This is a genomic window from Xanthobacter sp. 91, from assembly GCF_000702385.1.
GTDB classification, from domain to species: Bacteria; Pseudomonadota; Alphaproteobacteria; order Rhizobiales; family Xanthobacteraceae; genus Xanthobacter; species Xanthobacter aminoxidans.
The window spans coordinates 134,526-152,178 of record NZ_JNIB01000001.1; the positions used below are offsets into that span (position 1 = coordinate 134,526).

Here is a 17,653-nt window from a genome sequence, read left to right on the forward strand (position 1 = left end):
CTCCGGCAATGACACAGAACGCGGGGACACAGCGCATCGTCGTGATCGGAGGCGGCTTCGCCGGCCTGTGGGCCGCCGCTGCGGCGGCGCGGGCGCGGGAGCTGTTCGGCATCGATCCCGGCGCGCTGGAGATCGCCCTCGTGGCGCCGGAGGCGTTCCACACCATCCGCGTGCGCTGCTACGAGGACAACCTCGCCGCCATCCGCCTGCCGCTGGACGATCTGCTCGCCCCCATCGGCGTGACGCGCATCGAGGCCGCCGTGACGGCCATCGATCCCGCCGCGCGGACCCTCGCCACCGGGGCCGGGCCGCTCGCCTATGACCGGTTGATCCTCGCCGCCGGCAGCGCGCTGAGGATGCCGGACATCCCCCGCGCGCAGCCCACCTTCGATGTGGACAGCTACGCCGGTGCCGAGCGGCTCGCGGCGCACCTTGCCAGCCTCGCCGCCGGCCCGCGCGATGGGGCGGCAGGAACCGCCGTGATCATCGGCGGCGGACTGGCGGGGGTGGAGATCGCCTGCGAGCTGCCGGGCCGACTGCGTGCCCTTCTGGGCGAAGGCGCCCCGGTGCGCGTCGTTCTCGTGGATCGCCACGAAATCGGCGCCGCCATGGGTGCGGGCGCGGCCACGGTCCGCACCGCCCTCGCGGCGTCCGGCGTGGAGGCGCGCGACCATGCGGGCATCGCGGCCGTGGAGGCGGACGGCGTGCGGCTCGCGGACGGCACGATGATCCCCACCCGCACGGTCGTCTTCACCACCGGTGCCCATGCGAGCCCGCTTGCCGGACAGCTCGGCGTGCCGCTCGACCGGCTGGGGCGGGCGGCGGTGGATGCCTTTCTCAAAGTGGACAGCGTCACAGATGTCTATGCGGCGGGGGATTGCGCGGTGGCGGCGGCGGACGGTCTCGGCCACGTCACCGTCATGTCCTGCCAGCACGCCCGCCCCATGGGCCGCCTCGCCGGCCACAATGCGGTGTGCGACCTCGCGGGCCGGCTTCAGGATCGCGTCGCCTTCTCCGCACCGGACTATGTGACGGTGATGGACCTCGGCCCGGAGGGCGCGGTCTACACCTCCGGCTGGGATCGCGGCACGCTTGTCGCGTCGGGTGCCGCCGCCAAGACGGTGAAGCAGACCATCAATTGCAGCCGCATCTACCCTCCGCTGCCCGCGACGAAGGAGGCCATGTTCGCCGCCGCCGCACCGGTGCTGCAGGCGCCACCGGCGACGAAGTGAGGGAGCTATGGGCCGGTGTTCGGGCCCGTACCGCCGTCATGGCCGGGCTTGTCCCGGCCATCCACGTGGGCTGGCCGGGGACATCTCTTCGGGCATCGTGCCTGCGGCCCGACGTGGATGCCCGGGACAAGCCCGGGCATGACACCCATGCTGTAGGAGCCGCAGTTCACAGGAAAGACGCCCCTCACCGCATCTCGGCGAGGAAGGCGCGGACCTCGTCCGGGTTCACGTCCTTGGCGATGAAGGCTTCACCGATGCCCCGCACGAGGATGAAGGTCAGCGCGCCGCGGCTCACCTTCTTGTCCTGGGCGATGAGGGTCATCAGCCCGTCCGTGTCGGGCAGTTCGCCGGGCACGTCGAAGATCTTCGTCGGCAGGCCCACGGCCTCCAGATGCCGCACCACCCGCGTCACGTCCTGCCCGGAGCACAGGCCGAGCTTCGCGGAAAACGCAAAAGCCAGCGCCATGCCGATGGCGACGCCCTCGCCATGGAGCAAGCGCTGGGAATAGCCGGCGCCGGCCTCCAGCGCGTGGCCGAAGGTGTGGCCGAGGTTGAGCAGCGCGCGGTCGCCGGTCTCCTTCTCGTCGCGGGCGACGATGGCGGCCTTGGCCATGCAGCTCGCGGCCACGGCGGTGATCCGCTCCTGCCCGCCGCCGATCACGCCCGGCCAATCGCGCTCGAGGGTCTCGAACAGCGCGTAGTCGCCGAGCAGGCCGTATTTCACCACCTCGGCATAGCCGGCCTTCACCTCGCGCACCGGCAAGGTGTTCAGCGCGGCGGTGTCGGCCAGCACCAGCACGGGCTGGTGGAAGGCGCCGATGAGGTTCTTGCCCTGGGGCGAGTTGATGCCGGTCTTGCCGCCCACGGAGGAATCCACCTGGGAAAGCAGCGTCGTCGGCGCCTGCACCACGTCCACGCCCCGGCGCAGCACCGAGGCGGCAAAGCCCGCGAGATCGCCCACCACGCCGCCGCCCAGCGCCAGCACGAGGTCGCGGCGCTCGATGCGGGCTGCGATCAGCCCCTCCACCACCTGTTCCAGCCCCGGCCAGCCCTTGGTCTTCTCGCCGGGCGGCACGACGATGGCGGTGTGCGTGATGCCGGCGGCGTCCAGCGAGGCGGCGACGGTGGCGAGATGGCCGGCGGCCACCACGTTCTCGTCGGTGACGATGGCGACGCGCGCGCCCTTGCGCAGGGCCGTCACATGGGTGCCGGCCTCGGCCAGGAGGCCAGGGCCGATATAGATGTCATAGGGCTTGCCGGCCACGTCCACGCGCACGGTGCTGCGGGTGATCTCACCCATGGGGAGGCCTTCCGCCTCGGCGGAGATGGCGGTGGCGGAGGAGAGGGGCGCCATGGCAATGCTTTCGGGATGCGCGACGAGATGGGCGTGGACGGCGCCGATCACCTCTTCCACCACCAGTTCGTGGACCACGTCGCGGCTGTCCACGGTCACGTCGGCGAGGGCGTAGGTGTCGGCCCGCTGGGCGTGGAGCGCGGCGAGCTTCTGTGCCGGGTCGCCCTGGGCGAGGAGGGGGCGGTCGGTGCGCTTCTTCACGCGCCGCAGGAGAGTGTTGAGATCGGCCCGCAGCCAGACCGAGACGCCATGACGTCCCACGGCCGCGCGGGTGTCCGCATTCATGAAGGCGCCGCCGCCGGTGGCGAGCACGCAGGGGCCGGATTGCAGCAGGCGCGCGACCACACGCTTCTCGCCCTCGCGGAACTCGGCCTCGCCGTGGCGGGCGAAGATTTCCGGAATGCTCATGCAGGCGGCGCGCTCGATCTCCTCGTCGGCATCGACGAAGGTGAGCCCCAGCCGTTTCGCAAGGCGCCGCCCCACGGAGGACTTGCCGGCGCCCGGCATCCCCACCAGCACGATGGAGCGTCGCCCCAGCCGCTTCAGCATCTCGGGGGAGGAGATCGGCCCCGTCGTCTCGGTCTCGCCGGTGCGGGGCTCGGGGAACTTCTGCGTCTGCACCGGTGGGCCTCGTTCAGCGCGCTCAGGACGGATGGGGGATCGGGCCTCAAGGATTTCCACCCTTGCCGAGCCTGCGGCTCTAGCATCCGCCGCGCGAGCGGGCAATCAGGGCTGTCCCCAGCCCCGGCGTCCGCAGGCGCCATCCGTCCCCAGCCGACAGCCCTGCCACGGGCAACGCCCCAATCGCCCTCCCGGCCTACCGCCGCAAGGCTTTGCCCCTTCACAAACCGAGGCGTGGCCGTAGTTTTGTGCCTCTTGACTCACGCGGACTCTAGACAACAGCCCCCCGATTCGATTCCAATGGCCTTGATTCGGAGAGATGCGGCACGTCCCTCCAGATCGAGGACGTGGGGGCGTGGGACTTAGGCCGTCCGGTGCCCCCGGAGACCCGGAGGAGACCGGCGATGGCACGCGCCAACGCTGCGAGCGTAGGCGCGCGCGACCAAGCCATGCGAGGCCTGGCAAGGTCGATCGCGCGCCCTGCCTACCAGCGCCTGCTGGATGCGGAGCCGGTCCTGCGCCGGATCGTCCCGGCCCTCATTATCACCTTCCTCGGCGTCATCGGCGTCGGCGCGGTCGTGCAGGTGCACGCCCACCGCGTCGCCGAGCTGAACAACGCCAAGGACGACATCGCCCTCCTCGCCCTCGCCACCGCCGATGCGCTGACGCTGCGCGCGGGCAATGCGCTCGCCAAGGTGCCCGGCGCCCTCGCCGAGAGCCTGCCCCCCCGCGCCACCGAGGCCGGACGGCGGGTGTTCGTCACCGACGGGCAAGGCCACGTCATCGCCGCCGCACCGACCGGCGAGGCCCCGGCCAATCTTTCCGACATTCTCGATCCCTCCCAGCCCCTCGTCATCTTCGCCGAGCGGGCGGGCGTGCTCGAAGTGCCCTACGGCACCGGGACCGCGCTCGCCACCGTGCGCAATCTCCAGGCGCCGCTGGGTCAGATCGTCTATCTCCAGCCCACCGAGAAGGCGCTGGCCGCGTGGTCGGACACCACCACGCTCACGGTGACGCTGTTCACCACCACCGGCGCGGTGCTGCTCATCCTCGGCTTCTCCTTCCACTGGCAGGCGAGCCGGGCGCGTGAGGCGGACGTGATCTACGAGACGGTGCGCCGGCGCATCGACACGGCGCTGAACCGCGGCCGCTGCGGCATGTGGGACTGGGACATGGCGCGCGGGCGCATGTACTGGTCCGACACCATGTTCGAGATCCTCGGGCTGGAGCACCGGGACGAACTGGTCTCCTTCGGCGAGATCTCCCGCCTCGTCCATCCCGACGACGGCGACCTCTACGAGCTGGCGCAGGAACTCGCCGAGCGGCCCGGCACGCCGGTGGACCGGGTGTTCCGCATGCGCACCGCCAAGGGCGACTTCGTGTGGCTGCGCATGCGCGCCGAAGTGGTGCAGCAGGCGGGCGAGGACGGCCCCCACCTCATCGGCATCGCCATGGATGTCACCGAGGCGCAGCGCATGGCGGAACGCACCGTCACCGCCGACATGCGCCTCAGAGACGCCATCGAGAGCATTTCCGAGGCGTTCGTGCTGTGGGACAGCCAGAACCGCCTCGTGCTGTGCAATTCCAAGTTCCAGTCGCTGCACGAGCTGCCGGACGAGACCATCGTCGCCGGCACCTCCTTCGACACCATCGCCTCGGTCGGCCGCCACCCGGTGACGCGCACGCCGCTGAAGCCGGAAGACAAGCCGGAGGAAGGCTCCCGCGCGTTCGAGGCGCAGCTCTCCAACGGCCGCTGGCTCAAGATCGCCGAGCGCCGCACCAAGGATGGCGGCTACGTCTCGGTGGGGACCGACATCACCACCATGAAGCGCCACGAAGAGCGCCTCATGGACAATGAGAAGCGCCTGATGGCGCTGGTCGCCGACCTGCGCAAATCCCAGCAGACGCTGGAGCATCAGGCCCAGCAGCTCGCGGAACTTGCCGAGAAATATTCGGAAGAGCGCAACAAGGCCGAGGACGCCAACCGCGCCAAGAGCGAATTCCTCGCCAACATGTCCCACGAGCTGCGCACGCCGCTCAACGCCATCATCGGCTTCTCGGAGATCATGGAGAGCGGCATGTTCGGCCCGCTCGGCTCGGCGAAGTACGCGGAATACTGCTCCGACATCAAGGGCTCTGGCACCTACCTCCTCGACGTCATCAACGACATCCTCGACATGTCGAAGATCGAGGCGGGCCGCATGCAGCTTGAGGTGGAGAACGTGGCCCTCGGCGAGATCATCGCGGACGCCATGCGCGTCACGGCGGTGAACGGCGACGAGAAGGGCGTGGCCATGACCATGGAGGCCGCCGACAACCTCGTCATCAAGGGCGACCGCCGCGCGCTGAAGCAGATTTTGCTCAACCTCCTCTCCAACGCCGTGAAGTTCACCCCCGAGGGCGGCCGCATCGCGGTGAAGGCGCGGGTGAACGGGGCGGCGGCGGTGATCGCCATCGAGGACACCGGCATCGGCATCGCCAAGGGCGCGCTCGACCGCATCGGCCGGCCGTTCGAGCAGGTGGAGAGCCAGTTCACCAAGACCCACAAGGGGTCCGGGCTGGGGCTCGCCATCGCCAAGTCGCTGGTGGAACTGCACGGCGGCGCCATGCGCATCCGCTCCATCGAAGGCTCCGGCACCACCGTCTTCGTCCGCCTGCCGGTGGACGGACGGGCGGCGAACTCCAACGAGACGCCGCGGCTCGCGGCGGTGATGTGAGGGCTCCCGCTCTCGTCATGCCCGGGCTTGTCCCGGAAGTCGGCTGTTGCCGACTTCCGCTCCCGAGAACGGAACCCGCGAACACGCGGGTTCCGGGCATCCACATCGGGCCGACGGCGCAACCGTTGAAAGCTGTTCCCGGCCCAACCACGTGGATGGCCGGGACAAGCCCGGCCATGACGGCAGCGAAGGGACATCACCCGTTGTCATTCCCCGCCGCCTGCCCGAACGGCCCTGCTGTGATCCTGAGGCAGAAGCCGAGGCCGGCCGCATAATCGATCACGCCATCGGCCCAGCGCCCCGGCGGCACGTCCGACAGCACCAGCGACAGACCGCCCGCCTTCAGAGACGGCCCGGCGGGCGTGGGATCGCCCGGCCGCAGGAACACCGCCGCCACCTCGCGACACGGGCTGCCGTCCAGCCAGAAGGTGGCGCCGGGATCAAGCCGCACATGCCCGGAGAGCGGGGTATCAGCGACCACATCGCGGCAGGCGGAGAGAGCGGCCACCGCCGCGTCCGAGAGCGTCACTGCAGGCGCGCCCGTTGCCCGGTCGCCGATCAGCAGCGCGTCGTATCCCTCGTCCCACATCGCCTGAAGCGGCACCATGCCGGGCCAGCGGATCTCGGGGCCGAGCGCCCCCAGCCGCGCCCCGCGTGCTACCCAGCGCGGCCAATCCGAGCCGCCGAGGGCGCGGAAGCGGTTGTCCGCGCCGCTCACGGGATCGCGCAGGAAGAAGCCGTCGCCCTCGGCATGGTCGATGATGCGGCCATCGAGCGCCGCGTGGTCCCCGTCGTCGGTGATGAAGAGGATGAGGAGGCCATCCAGCATCCCGGCGAGGGCGCGCAATTCCGCGGACCGCGAGGCCGGCTCAACGACGATTTGGACGGTCTCGACCGCCGAGCCGCTGTCGAGCGGAACGAGACCGAGGGAGACGATCAGCAAAGCCGGACCGCCGTCCTCGTCCTGCGAACACGTGGCGACCAGCGCCGCCATCTGCCGGCGCGCATCCGGCGTGAGGCGACAGGTGACCGGACGAAGCCCCTCCAGCATGACGATCCCCCCAGCAGCCGCGCCACGCTAGCCCCCGTCCCGTGGCGCCGCAACGGCACCTGCCCTTGCACGCGACCGCGCGGAGCCGTTAAGCCTGTCGGCTGCGGGTGCACGGCACGATGCCCGCCACCGGAGGCCGCCCCATGATGACCCCGCTCAGCCTCGCCCGTCTCTTGCTCACTCGCCCCCTCCTCGCCGCCCTCCTCGCGACCGCGCCCCTCCCCGCCCTCGCCCACGACCCCATCGATGGGTCGAAGCCGCCGCCGCAGACCTCGGGCGTCTCCATCCCGCCCGGCCAGATCGCGCGGGCGGTGAAGGAGATCGACTCTCTGGCGCAGGAGATGATGGCGCGCTCCGGCGTGCCGGGCCTCGCCGTGGTGGTGGTGCAGGACGGCAAGGTGCTGGCGCTCAAGGGCTATGGCGTGCGCAAGGCGGGCGAGGCGGTGCCCATCGATGCCGACACGGTGTTCCAGCTCGCCTCCCTGTCCAAGGCGGTGGGCGCGGGCGTGGTGGCGCATGAGGTGGGCAAAGGCCGGGTGAAGTGGGACATGCCGGTGCGCACCCTGCTGCCGTGGTTCGTGCTGAGCGACCCGTGGGTGAGCGATCACGTCACCCTCGCCGACCTCTACAGCCACCGCTCCGGCCTGCCGGACCATGCGGGCGACGAGTTGGAGAGCATCGGCTTCGACCGCCGGCAGGTGCTGGAACGGTTGAGGCTGCTGCCGCTGGCGCCGTTCCGCGCGAGCTATTTCTATACCAATTTCGGCCTCACCGCCGCCGCCGAGGGCGTCGCCACCGCCGCCGGCAAGGAGTGGGCGGACCTCTCGCAGGCGGTGCTCTACAAGCCCCTCGGCATGGCGGCGACCTCCTCGCGCTTTGCGGATTTCATGGCTCGCCCCAACCGCGCCATCCCCCATGTGCGGGCCGACGGGAAGGCGGATGGGGCCTTCGTGCCGAAATATCAGCGCGATCCCGATGCCCAGGCGCCGGCGGGCGGGGTGTCCTCGTCCGCGCGGGACATGGGGAAGTGGCTCGCCTTCGTGCTCGGCAACGGCACCTTTGAGGGCAACGAGATCGTCCCCGCCGCCGCGCTGCTGCCGGCCATGCGGGGCGAGACCATCTCCTCCCCCGCTTATGCGGTGGATGCCCGCCCCGGCACCTATGGCTACGGCTTCGGCGTCGGCGTCTCCCCGGCCGGGCGGGTGACGCTGGACCATTCCGGCGCCTTCATCCTCGGCGCGGCGACGAATTTCGTGCTGCTGCCCTCGGAGAAGCTCGGCATCGTCGTGCTCACCAATGCCCAGCCCACCGGCGCCCCCGAGGCGCTGGCCATGAGCTTCATGGACTTCGTGCAGTTCGGCGGGCTCACGCGCGACTGGTACGCCGCCTACCAGCCCCTCATCATGCCCATGTACAAGCCGGCCGGCGACCTCGTGGGCAAGGCGCCGCCGCAGAAGCCGGAGCCGGCCAAGCCGCTGGCGAACTATACCGGCACCTATGCCAACGCCTATTTCGGCGACGCCACGGTGGCGGAGGAGGCGGGCGGCCTCGTGCTCATCATCGGCCCCCTGCCCCGCCGCTACCCCCTCGCCCACTGGAGCGGCGACACCTTCACCTTCCGCCCGGTGGGCGAGGAGACGTTCCCGCCGGGCACCATCTCGCAGGTGAAATTCGCCGACGGGCGGATGACGGTGGAAGTCTTCAACGACAACGGGCTCGGCACGTTTGCGCGCAAGTGAGTGTGCCCACAAGTGACGGGCAGACAGGGAGAGCGCCATGGTCTTCTGGGTTCCGCTCATCGCCTATGCGGCGGTCGTCCTGCTGACGGCGCTCTCCTTCGCCCGCCAGCCTGCGCCGCGCCGGCCCCTCGATCTCGCGCGGGCGCTCCTGCGCTATATCAACCTCTTCCCCGTGGGCCTCATGGGGCTGTGGGGGGCGCTCGGGCATATCGTGTTCCCGGCGCAGTCCGCCGCCGCCATCGGCTGGGCGACGAGCCCGTTCCAGACCGAGGTGGGCCTCGCCAATCTCGGCATGGGGCTCGCCGGCGTCATCGCCGCCTTCTGGCGCGACTGGGGCTTCCGCGCCGCCGTGGCGGTGATGATGGCCGGCTTCCTCGGCGGGGCGGGCATCAACCACATCATCGAGATCGGCAGGACCGGCAATTTGGCCGCAGGCAATGCCGGCCCCATTCTCTATACGGACCTGCTCACGCCGCTTTTGCTCGTCATCCTCCTCGCCCTCACCTACCGATCCGACCGGGCTTCGCGCCCGTAGGACGGGATAGAGCTGGAGCGCCTGGACGGGCATGGTGGACGAGGAAAGAAACCGCTTCTCCGCGCGGGCCGCGCGCTATGCCCGGGTGGGCGCCAATGTGGGCGGGGTCGCCGCGCGCATCGCCGGCGCCCGCCTCATGGGGCTCGACCGCGACGGCAACAACGCAGCCGCCCTCGCCTCCGCCCTCGGCGGCCTGAAAGGGCCACTGATGAAGGTGGCCCAGCTCATGGCCACCATTCCGGACGTGCTGCCGCCCGAATATGCCGCGGAATTGCAGAAGCTGCAGAGCGACGCCCCGCCCATGGGCTGGGCCTTCGTGCGCCGCCGCATGATGGCGGAGCTGGGCCGCGACTGGGAGCAGAAATTCGCGAGTTTCGAGCACGCCCCCTCCGCCGCCGCCTCCCTCGGGCAGGTGCACAAGGCGGTGACGCTGGAGGGCGCGCGCGTCGCCTGCAAGCTCCAGTATCCGGACATGCAGGCCGCCGTTGAGGCGGACCTCTCCCAGCTCGACGTGCTCTTCTCCATCCATCGCCGCATGGACGGCGCCATCGACACCCGCGAGATCGCCCGCGAGATCGGCGAACGGGTGCGCGAGGAGCTGGACTATCGGCGCGAGGCCAAGCACGCCGCGCTCTATGCCCATATCCTGAAGGACGAGCCCAAGGTCCGCGTGCCCGGTACCCATGCCGATCTCTCCACCGGCCGGTTGCTGACCATGGACTGGCTGGACGGCGAAAAGATCCTCGGCTTCACCGACCATCCGCTGGCCGAGCGCAATGCGCTCGCTGAGGCCATGTTCGCCGCCTGGTGGCAGCCTTTCTCCCGCTTCGGCGTGATCCATGGCGATCCCCACCTCGGCAATTACACCGTCTTCTCGGTGGAGGGCCGTCCGGCCGGCATCAACCTGCTCGACTATGGCTGCATCCGCATCTTCCCGCCGGCCTTCGTGGCGGGCGTGGTGGACCTCTATCGCGGGCTGATGGCGGGCGACGACGCGCGGGTGGTGCACGCCTACGAGACGTGGGGCTTCAAGGGGCTGAAGCGCGAGCTGATCGATGTCCTGAACATCTGGGCGCGCTTCATCTACGGCCCGCTCATGGACGACCGGGTGCGCACCATCGCCGACGGGGTGTCGCCCGCCGCCTATGGCCGCAAGGAGGCCTTCACCGTCCACACCGCGCTGAAGCAGCTCGGGCCTGTGACGGTGCCGCGGGAGTTCGTGTTCATGGACCGCGCCGCCATCGGCCTCGGCGGCGTCTTCCTGCACCTCAAGGCGGAATTGAACTTCCACCGCCTGTTCGAGGATGCCATCGCCGACTTCTCCGCCGAGGGCGTCGCCGCGCGGCAGGCGGAGGCGATGACGGTGGCCGGGCTCTAGGGCCACCGCGTCCCGGACCAGCGACACCGAAGGTGGAGCGCCGATCCGGGACCCAGGGGAAAAGGCGGCGAAGCCGGCAACGCCTGCCGCATCCCCGCTTGAGCCGCCTTCGGCGTACCTTTGCGCTGGACCCCGGCTCTCCCTCCGCTCACGCTCCGCTCGGCCGGGGTACAGAGCCGCTAGACCGGCCGCCCCTCGATCACCAGCGAACCATCCCCCGCCCGCGCGGCCGGCAGCGGGGCGAGGCGACGGTGGAGGTGGACCATGAAGGCGGTGCCGAACACCGGCAGGATCAGGTTGAGGATCGGCACGAACAGGATCGGCGCGATGAGCAGGCCGGCGACGAACACTGTCACCCCGTTCGCCCGCCTGAGCGCCCGTGCCTCTTCCGGCGTACGATAGCGCATGGCGGCCAGCTCGAAATATTCCCGGCTGATGAGATAGGCGTTGGCCACGTAGAAGATGATGACGTTCACCCCCGGCACCAGCAGCAGGAGCAGCGCCGCGAGGTTCACCAGCAGCACCAGCCCGAAGAAGCGCACCGAATAGAACAGCGCGCGCAGGAAGGGCTGCGGCTGGCCGGGCGGATCGTTTGGATAGGTCGTGGTCTCCACCCGATCGGCCACGTCGTCGAGGAAGAGGCCCGCCACCAGCGAGGACACCGCCGGCATCAGATAGACCACGCCGAACGCCAGCCCCAGCCCCGCGATCACGGCCAGCGTGGTCTCGATCCACGGATAGGACGCGATGTGGACGAAGTGGGTGAGCGCCGCCTCCAGTCCCACGGCGAGGGCGATGAGCAGCGCCAGCGCCAGCCCCATGGATTTCAGCAGCACGCCGCGCAGCAGCGGCGAGAAGGTCTGTCGCAAGGCGAGAATGGCGGCGGCGAGCATGATCGTTCCCGGTGAGCGCGGACCTTCAGGCGCAGGCGAGAGGTAGGGTGTGGGGCGCTGGGGCTCAAGTGCGCCAGGACCATCCAGCACCGATAATCAAAGTGGCGTCATCACCGTCGCGCTCGTCATCCCAGCACACGAGTCATGCCCGGGCTTGTCCCGGGCATCCACGTCGCGCCGACGGGACGGTGGCCGAAAATGTACTCCCGGCCGAGCCGCGTGGATGGCCGGGACAAGCCCGGCCATGACGGTGGTGAGGGTTGAAAGCGCCGGGGACGGATCGCCGACGATCCGAAGTGGTCACAGCGTGACGCGCACCGCGTTCGTCACCTGCAGCACGCCCCACTGGTGGAAGCGTTCGGAATAGAGCTTGCGGATTTCGGCGAGCTTGGCCGCCGCCTCCGGCGTGTCCGGGTGATAGATGAGCACGAGGCGCATGCCCTCGCGCACCACCTGCGCCGTGCCGTGGGCCTCGCCCTTCACCTGCCCGTAGGCAGCGATCACGGTAAGTCCGTCCGGGAAGCGGGGCGTCACCTCGGTGGTGAGGAAGCTCTCCCATTCCTGCTCGCTCACCCCGCTGCCGTCGGCGCTGGCGAGGCCAAACAGGAGCTTGGTCTCGATCATCACCACGCTGATGCCCGGCTTGAGCGTCGCGGGGGTGGCCTCCTCCGCGCGGGCGGCGGTGGGCAGAAGCAGGCAGGTGAGCAGCAGGCAGGTGAGCAGCAGGCAGGCGAACGGCAGCGCGGCGCATCGCCACGCTTCGCGTCTGCTGGCGGGAAAGGGCGTCGGAAGCGGCATCGGGAATCAGGGCTCCGCTAAGGAAGCCTGAGCATTGGCGGCCCCGCGCCCGGCCGCAAGCACCCGCCGCCGTGCGCACGGGACCGGCCCTCGCCCGGACTGCGAACGAACGTTCACTCTTGCGCCGCAATCGTGCCCGCAGTATTGCGAACGAACATTCGCTCTCGCTCATGTCCCAAGGTGCCGATCCGCGCTGATGTCACGCCCCATTCCAGAGACCGCGCTGCGCGAAGCCGCCGCCCCGCGCCCCGACCACCGGCAGGAGCAGCGCAAGCGCATCCTTGATGCCGCCAAGGCCTGCTTTGGCCGCGACGGCTTCCATGGCGCCTCCATGCAGAAGATCTGCGCCGAGGCGGACATGAGCCCGGGGGCGCTCTACCGCTATTTCCCCTCCAAGGAATCCCTCATCGCCGCCATCGTCGAGAGCGAGCGGGCCGAACGGCTCGGCATGTTCGACATGATCACCAGGGCGCCGTCGGTGCTGGGCGCCCTGTCGTCCTGCCTCGCCCTGCTGCTGACCGAGGATCACATGGCCTCAGCCCGGCTCGGCCCGGAGATCATGGCCGAGGCGATCCGCAATGCCGACCTGCGCAAGACCATCGACGCCTGCGAGGCCGAAACCAGCACCCTCCTGGCCGATGCGCTTGCGGCCGCCGTGAAGCAGGGCGAGATCGACCCCGCGCTCGACATCGAGAGCGTCGCCATCGTGATCCAGCTCATCGGCGACGGCGTGCTGCTGCATCACCAGCTCCATCCCGAATGGAAACTGGAGGAGCGGATGCCCGCCATCGAGGCGATGGTGCGCCGGATGCTGGCCCCGGCCCAACCGAAAGCGGTGCCGGAATGACACGCACCATCGAGAACTGCATCTTCGCCCCCTTACGTCACGGGAATGCCGCGGTTGAACCGCACGTTCCCGCGCCCATCCGGAACGAGGTTCTTTCCGCCATGTCCGCGTCCGTCCGTCCGGCGCTCCGTCCCGCCCGCTCCGCGGCGTCCCGCCTTGCCGTCTCGGCCTGCTTTGTCCTCGCCGCCGGCGCCCTTGCCGCGCCCCCTGCGACTGCGGCCGAGCCCGCGAAGGCGGCCGATGCGGCCCGCGCGTCGGCGCTCTCGGTGACGGTGGTGAAGCCCCGGCCCGATACCCTGACCGACACGCTGCTCGTGACCGGCTCCATCAAGCCGCGCGAAGAGATCGAGGTGGGGCCGGAGATCGAGGGCTATCGCCTCATGGAGATCCTGGTGGAGGCCGGCGACCGGGTCCAGAAGGGCCAGGTGCTGGCCCGCCTCTCGCGCGACGTGCTGGAGACCCAGCTCGCCCAGAATACCGCCTCCGCCGCCAAAGCCCGCGCCGCCATCGCCCAGCAGCAGGCAGCCCTCGATCAGGCCATCGCGCAGGAGACCGAAGCCACCTCCGCCGTGGAGCGCACCCGCCAGCTCAGCAAGACCGGCACCTCCTCCCAGGAGCAGCTGGAGCAGCGCGAGCGCGCGGCCAAGGTCGCCACCGCCCAGGTCGCCGCCGCCCGCGAGACGCTGATTGCCGCCCAGGCGGAAGCGGTGTTCGTGAAGGCGCAGCGCGACGAGATCGAGGTGAAGCTGAAGCGCACCGACGTGCGCGCCCCCGCTGCCGGCCTCGTGCTGTCGCGTGAGGCGAAGCTCGGCGCCATCGCCCTCTCCACACGCGCCGCGCCGCTGTTCCGCATCGCCGAGGACGGCGCCATGGACCTCGACGCCGACGTGCCGGAAGGCGCCATGCCGCGCATGAAGGACGGGCTTTCCGTGCAGGTGGTGCCGGCCGGCTTCGATGAGCCCATCGGCGGCAAGGTGCGCCTCGTCTCCGCCGAGGTGGACCGCGCCTCGCGCCTCGGCAAGGTGAAGATCGCTTTGCCCGACGACCCGCGCCTGAAGTCCGGCGCCTATGGCCGCGCGGTGATCGCGCTCGGCGAGGTGAAGGGCCTCAGCCTGCCCCAGTCCGCCGTCATGTTCGATGCAGAGGGCGCCTATGTGCTCACCGTCACCGACGGCATCGTCGGCATCCAGCGCATCACGCCCGGCCTGAAGAAGGACGGCCGCATCCTCGTCACCGAGGGGCTCTCCGCCGACGCGGACGTGGTGGCGCGGGCCGGCAGCTTCCTGCGCGACGGCGACCGGGTCACTCCGGTGCGCTCGCCGCTCTCCGTGGGCGAGGCGCGCTGATGGCCCTCAACGTCTCCGCCTGGGCGATCCGCAAGCCCGTCCCCGCGCTCGTCTTCTTCTTCATCCTGACGGCGCTCGGCATCGTGCATTTCCGGGAACTCCCGGTGACGCAGATGCCGAACATCGACCTGCCCATCGTCATGGTCACCGTCACCCAGTCCGGCGCCGCGCCGAGCGAGCTGGAGACGCAGGTGACGAAGAAGGTGGAGAACGCCATCGCCGGCATCTCCGGCGTCAAGCACATCACCTCCTCCATCAGCGAGGGGGCGAGCGTCACGCTGGTGGAGTTCCACCTGGAGACGCTGGTGGACCGCGCCGTGAACGACACGCGCGACGCCATCACCAAGATCCGCATGGACCTGCCCCGCTCCATCGACGAGCCGCAGATCCAGCGCATCGACATCGAAGGCCTGCCCATCGTCACCTACGCGGTCTCCGCGCCCAACATGACGACGGAGCAGGTGAGCTGGTTCATCGACGACACCCTCGCCCGCGCCTTGCAGGGCGTGCGCGGCGTGGCGCAGGTGAAGCGGCAGGGCGGCGTGGACCGCGAGATCCGCATCTCCCTCAATCCCGACCGGCTGATGTCGCTCGGCATCACCGCCGCCGAGGTCAGCCGGCAACTGCGCGCCACCAATCTCGACGTCTCCGGCGGCCGCGGCGAGGTGGGCACGCAGGAACAGCCCATCCGCACGCTCGCCGGCGCGTCCTCGGTGGAGGCGCTGGCCGATACCCGCATCGTGCTCTCCAACGGCCGCTCGGTGCGGCTCGGGGAGCTGGGCACCGTGGTGGACGGCGCGGCCGAGCAGCGCGTTTTCGCGCGGCTCGACGGCAAGAGCGTTGTGGCCTTCGGCGTCTACCGCGCCAAGGGCTTCTCGGACGTGACGGTCTATGACCGCGTGACCGAGGAACTCGCCAAGCTGCGCGCCGCCCATCCCGACGTCACCATCACCGAGATCGACACCACGGTCCGCTTCACCAAGTCGGACTACCAGAGCGCCATGCACACGCTGATCGAGGGTGCCATCCTCGCGGTCATCGTGGTGTTCCTGTTCCTGCGCGACATCCGCGCGACGCTCATCACCGCGCTCGCAATCCCCCTGTCCATCCTGCCCACCTTCTGGGTCATGGACATGCTGGGCTTCTCGCTGAACGCGGTGAGCCTGCTGGCCATCACGCTCGTCACCGGCATTCTGGTGGACGACGCCATCGTGGAGATCGAGAACATCGTCCGCCACATGCGCATGGGGAAATCTCCCTATCGCGCGGCCATCGAGGCGGCGGACGAGATCGGCCTCGCGGTGGTGGCAACCACCCTCACCATCGCCGCCGTGTTCGCGCCCGTGTCCTTCATGGGCGGCATCGCGGGCCAGTACTTCAAGCAGTTCGGCCTGACGGTGGCCATCGCCGTGCTGTTCTCGCTGGCGGTGGCGCGGCTCATCACGCCCCTGGTGGCGGCCTATTTCCTGAAGGACACCGGCCACCGCGAGGGCCGGGACAGCCTCGTGATGCGCGGCTACGTGCGCCTGCTCTCCTGGTCGGTGAAGCACCGCTTCGCCACCATCGGCATGGGCATCGCCATCTTCGCCGGCTCCATCTGGCTGTCCACGCTGCTGCCCTCCGGCTTCCTGCCCACCAACGACATCTCCCGCGCCCTTCTCTCGGTGGAGCTGCCGCCCGGCAGCACGCTCGCGGAGACGCAGAAGGTGTCGGACGAGATCGCCCGCGCGGCCCTCAGCCTGCCCGAGGTGAAGAGCGTCTACGCCACCGCCGGCTCCGGCGGCTCCGGCGGCCTCGCCCTCACCTCCGGCGAGGTGCGCAAGGCGCAGGTCGTCATCAACCTGAAGCCGCGCAGCGAGCGCAAGATCGACCAGAAGACCTTCGAGACCCAGTTCTCGAAGACGCTGGCCGCCATGCCGGACCTGCGCGTCTCCTGGAGCCAGAACGGGCAGAACACCCAGCGCGGCTTCCAGGTGATCCTCTCCGGCAGCGATGGCGCGTCCGTCGCGGACGCCGCCGTGGCGGTGGAGAAGGCGGTGCGCGCGGGCGTGCCGGAACTTGCCAACGTGGTCTCCTCCGCCGCCCTGGACCGGCCGGAGATCCGCATCGTGCCCAAGCTCGACGAGGCGGCGGAGCTGGGCGTCTCGGTGGACACCATCGCCGAGACGGTGCGCATCGCCACCATCGGCGACATCTCCGCCAACCTCGCCAAATTCTCCGCCAAGGACCGGCAGATCGATATCCGCGTCCAGCTCGCCGAGAACGCGCGGACCCGGCTCTCCACCTTCGACGCGCTGAAGGTGCCCACCGCCTCCGGCGGCGCGGTGCCGCTCTCCGCCGTGGCGGATGTCCAGTTCGGCAAGGGCCCCACCGCGCTCGACCGCTACGACCGCGCGCGTCGCGTTGCGGTGGAGGCGGACCTCGTGGGCGACACGCCTTTGGGCGACGCCCTCGCCAAAGTGAAGGCCCTGCCCGCGGCGCAGAACCTGCCCGCCGGCGTGACGCTGAAGGAGGCCGGCGACGCCGAGATCATGGCGGAGGTGTTCTCCGGCTTCGCCATGGCCATGGCGGCGGGCCTGATGCTGGTGCTGGCGGTGCTGGTGCTGCTGTTCCACGACATCCTGCAGCCCATCACCATCCTCGTCTCGCTGCCGCTGAGCGTGGGCGGCGCCTTCATCGCGCTGCTCATCACCGGCAATTCGGTGTCGATGCCGGTGGTCATCGGCTTCCTGATGCTGATGGGCATCGTGACGAAGAACGCCATCCTGCTGGTGGATTTCGCCATCGAGTCCATGCACCAGGGCGTCGACCGCTTCACCGCCCTCATCGAGGCCGGCCGCAAGCGGGCGCAGCCCATCGTCATGACCACCATCGCCATGGTGGCGGGCATGGTGCCCTCGGCCATGGCGCTGGGCGAAGGCGGCGCCTTCCGCGCGCCCATGGCCATCGCGGTCATCGGCGGCCTCATCACCTCCACCGTGCTGTCGCTGGTGTTCGTGCCGGCGGTGTTCACGGTGATGGACGATTTGAGCCACATCCTCGGCCGCATCTTCGGTCGCTTCATCGGCGCCAAGGACGAGCCGGACGGCCACGATCTTCCCCCGGCCCTGCACCACCCGGCAGGCGAGTAGCCGGCCTTTCA

The 17,653-nt window shown here is 69.9% G+C and carries 12 protein-coding genes; 8 read left to right on the forward strand and 4 right to left on the reverse strand.

From position 1 onward, the window contains the following. Positions 1-8 precede the first annotated feature (8 nt). Entirely contained in the window at positions 9-1,232 is a 1,224-nt protein-coding gene (locus A37E_RS0100820) for an FAD-dependent oxidoreductase (protein WP_029554886.1), read from the forward strand. A 184-nt stretch (positions 1,233-1,416) separates the two neighbouring features. Here A37E_RS0100820 and aroB read toward each other — a convergent pair whose 3' ends face one another. Continuing rightward, positions 1,417-3,135 (reverse strand): 3-dehydroquinate synthase, encoded by a 1,719-nt coding sequence (gene aroB, locus A37E_RS26255; RefSeq protein ID WP_081837770.1) that lies wholly within the window; start codon positions 3,133-3,135, stop codon positions 1,417-1,419. 476 nt (positions 3,136-3,611) lie between these two features. Between aroB and A37E_RS0100830 the strand changes: the two genes are divergently transcribed. Continuing rightward, the gene (locus A37E_RS0100830; RefSeq protein WP_029554888.1) at positions 3,612-5,924 is read left to right on the forward strand and encodes a PAS domain-containing sensor histidine kinase; all 2,313 of its coding nucleotides are present in this window, start codon (positions 3,612-3,614) and stop codon (positions 5,922-5,924) included. 196 nt (positions 5,925-6,120) lie between these two features. Here the strand turns inward: A37E_RS0100830 and A37E_RS0100835 are convergent, their stop codons facing one another. Beyond that, entirely contained in the window at positions 6,121-6,975 is an 855-nt protein-coding gene (locus tag A37E_RS0100835) for a hypothetical protein (RefSeq protein WP_029554889.1), read from the reverse strand. 143 nt (positions 6,976-7,118) lie between these two features. On the opposite strand from A37E_RS0100835, the gene A37E_RS0100840 reads away from it, so the two are divergent. From A37E_RS0100840 to A37E_RS0100850, 3 genes are read left to right on the forward strand one after another with little or no spacing between them, the layout of a single operon-like run. Beyond that, positions 7,119-8,714 (forward strand): serine hydrolase, encoded by a 1,596-nt coding sequence (locus A37E_RS0100840; protein WP_029554890.1) that lies wholly within the window; start codon positions 7,119-7,121, stop codon positions 8,712-8,714. Between the two features lie 37 nt (positions 8,715-8,751). Next, on the forward strand, positions 8,752-9,249 hold the full coding sequence (locus A37E_RS0100845) for a DUF6790 family protein (protein WP_029554891.1): 498 nt from the start codon (positions 8,752-8,754) through the stop codon (positions 9,247-9,249). 31 nt (positions 9,250-9,280) lie between these two features. Then, positions 9,281-10,627, forward strand: coding sequence for an AarF/ABC1/UbiB kinase family protein (locus A37E_RS0100850; protein WP_029554892.1), 1,347 nt, complete (start codon positions 9,281-9,283; stop codon positions 10,625-10,627). A gap of 179 nt (positions 10,628-10,806) precedes the next feature. On the opposite strand, the gene A37E_RS0100855 is transcribed toward A37E_RS0100850, so the two are convergent. Next, on the reverse strand, positions 10,807-11,520 hold the full coding sequence (locus A37E_RS0100855; RefSeq protein WP_029554893.1) for a sulfate transporter family protein: 714 nt from the start codon (positions 11,518-11,520) through the stop codon (positions 10,807-10,809). Between the two features lie 300 nt (positions 11,521-11,820). Further along, positions 11,821-12,318, reverse strand: a complete 498-nt coding sequence (locus tag A37E_RS25025; RefSeq protein ID WP_051678686.1) for a DUF3574 domain-containing protein — start codon at positions 12,316-12,318, stop codon at positions 11,821-11,823. 196 nt (positions 12,319-12,514) lie between these two features. On the opposite strand from A37E_RS25025, the gene A37E_RS0100865 reads away from it, so the two are divergent. From A37E_RS0100865 to A37E_RS0100875, 3 genes are all read left to right on the forward strand, one after another. After that, positions 12,515-13,165 carry a TetR/AcrR family transcriptional regulator gene (locus A37E_RS0100865; RefSeq protein WP_029554895.1) on the forward strand — a complete coding sequence of 217 codons (651 nt, stop codon included), beginning with the start codon at positions 12,515-12,517 and terminating at the stop codon, positions 13,163-13,165. A gap of 101 nt (positions 13,166-13,266) precedes the next feature. Further along, entirely contained in the window at positions 13,267-14,511 is a 1,245-nt protein-coding gene (locus A37E_RS0100870; protein WP_029554896.1) for an efflux RND transporter periplasmic adaptor subunit, read from the forward strand. Beyond that, positions 14,511-17,642 carry an efflux RND transporter permease subunit gene (locus A37E_RS0100875; protein ID WP_038192361.1) on the forward strand — a complete coding sequence of 1,044 codons (3,132 nt, stop codon included), beginning with the start codon at positions 14,511-14,513 and terminating at the stop codon, positions 17,640-17,642. Before A37E_RS0100870 ends, A37E_RS0100875 begins: the two co-directional genes overlap by 1 nt. Positions 17,643-17,653 lie beyond the last annotated feature (11 nt).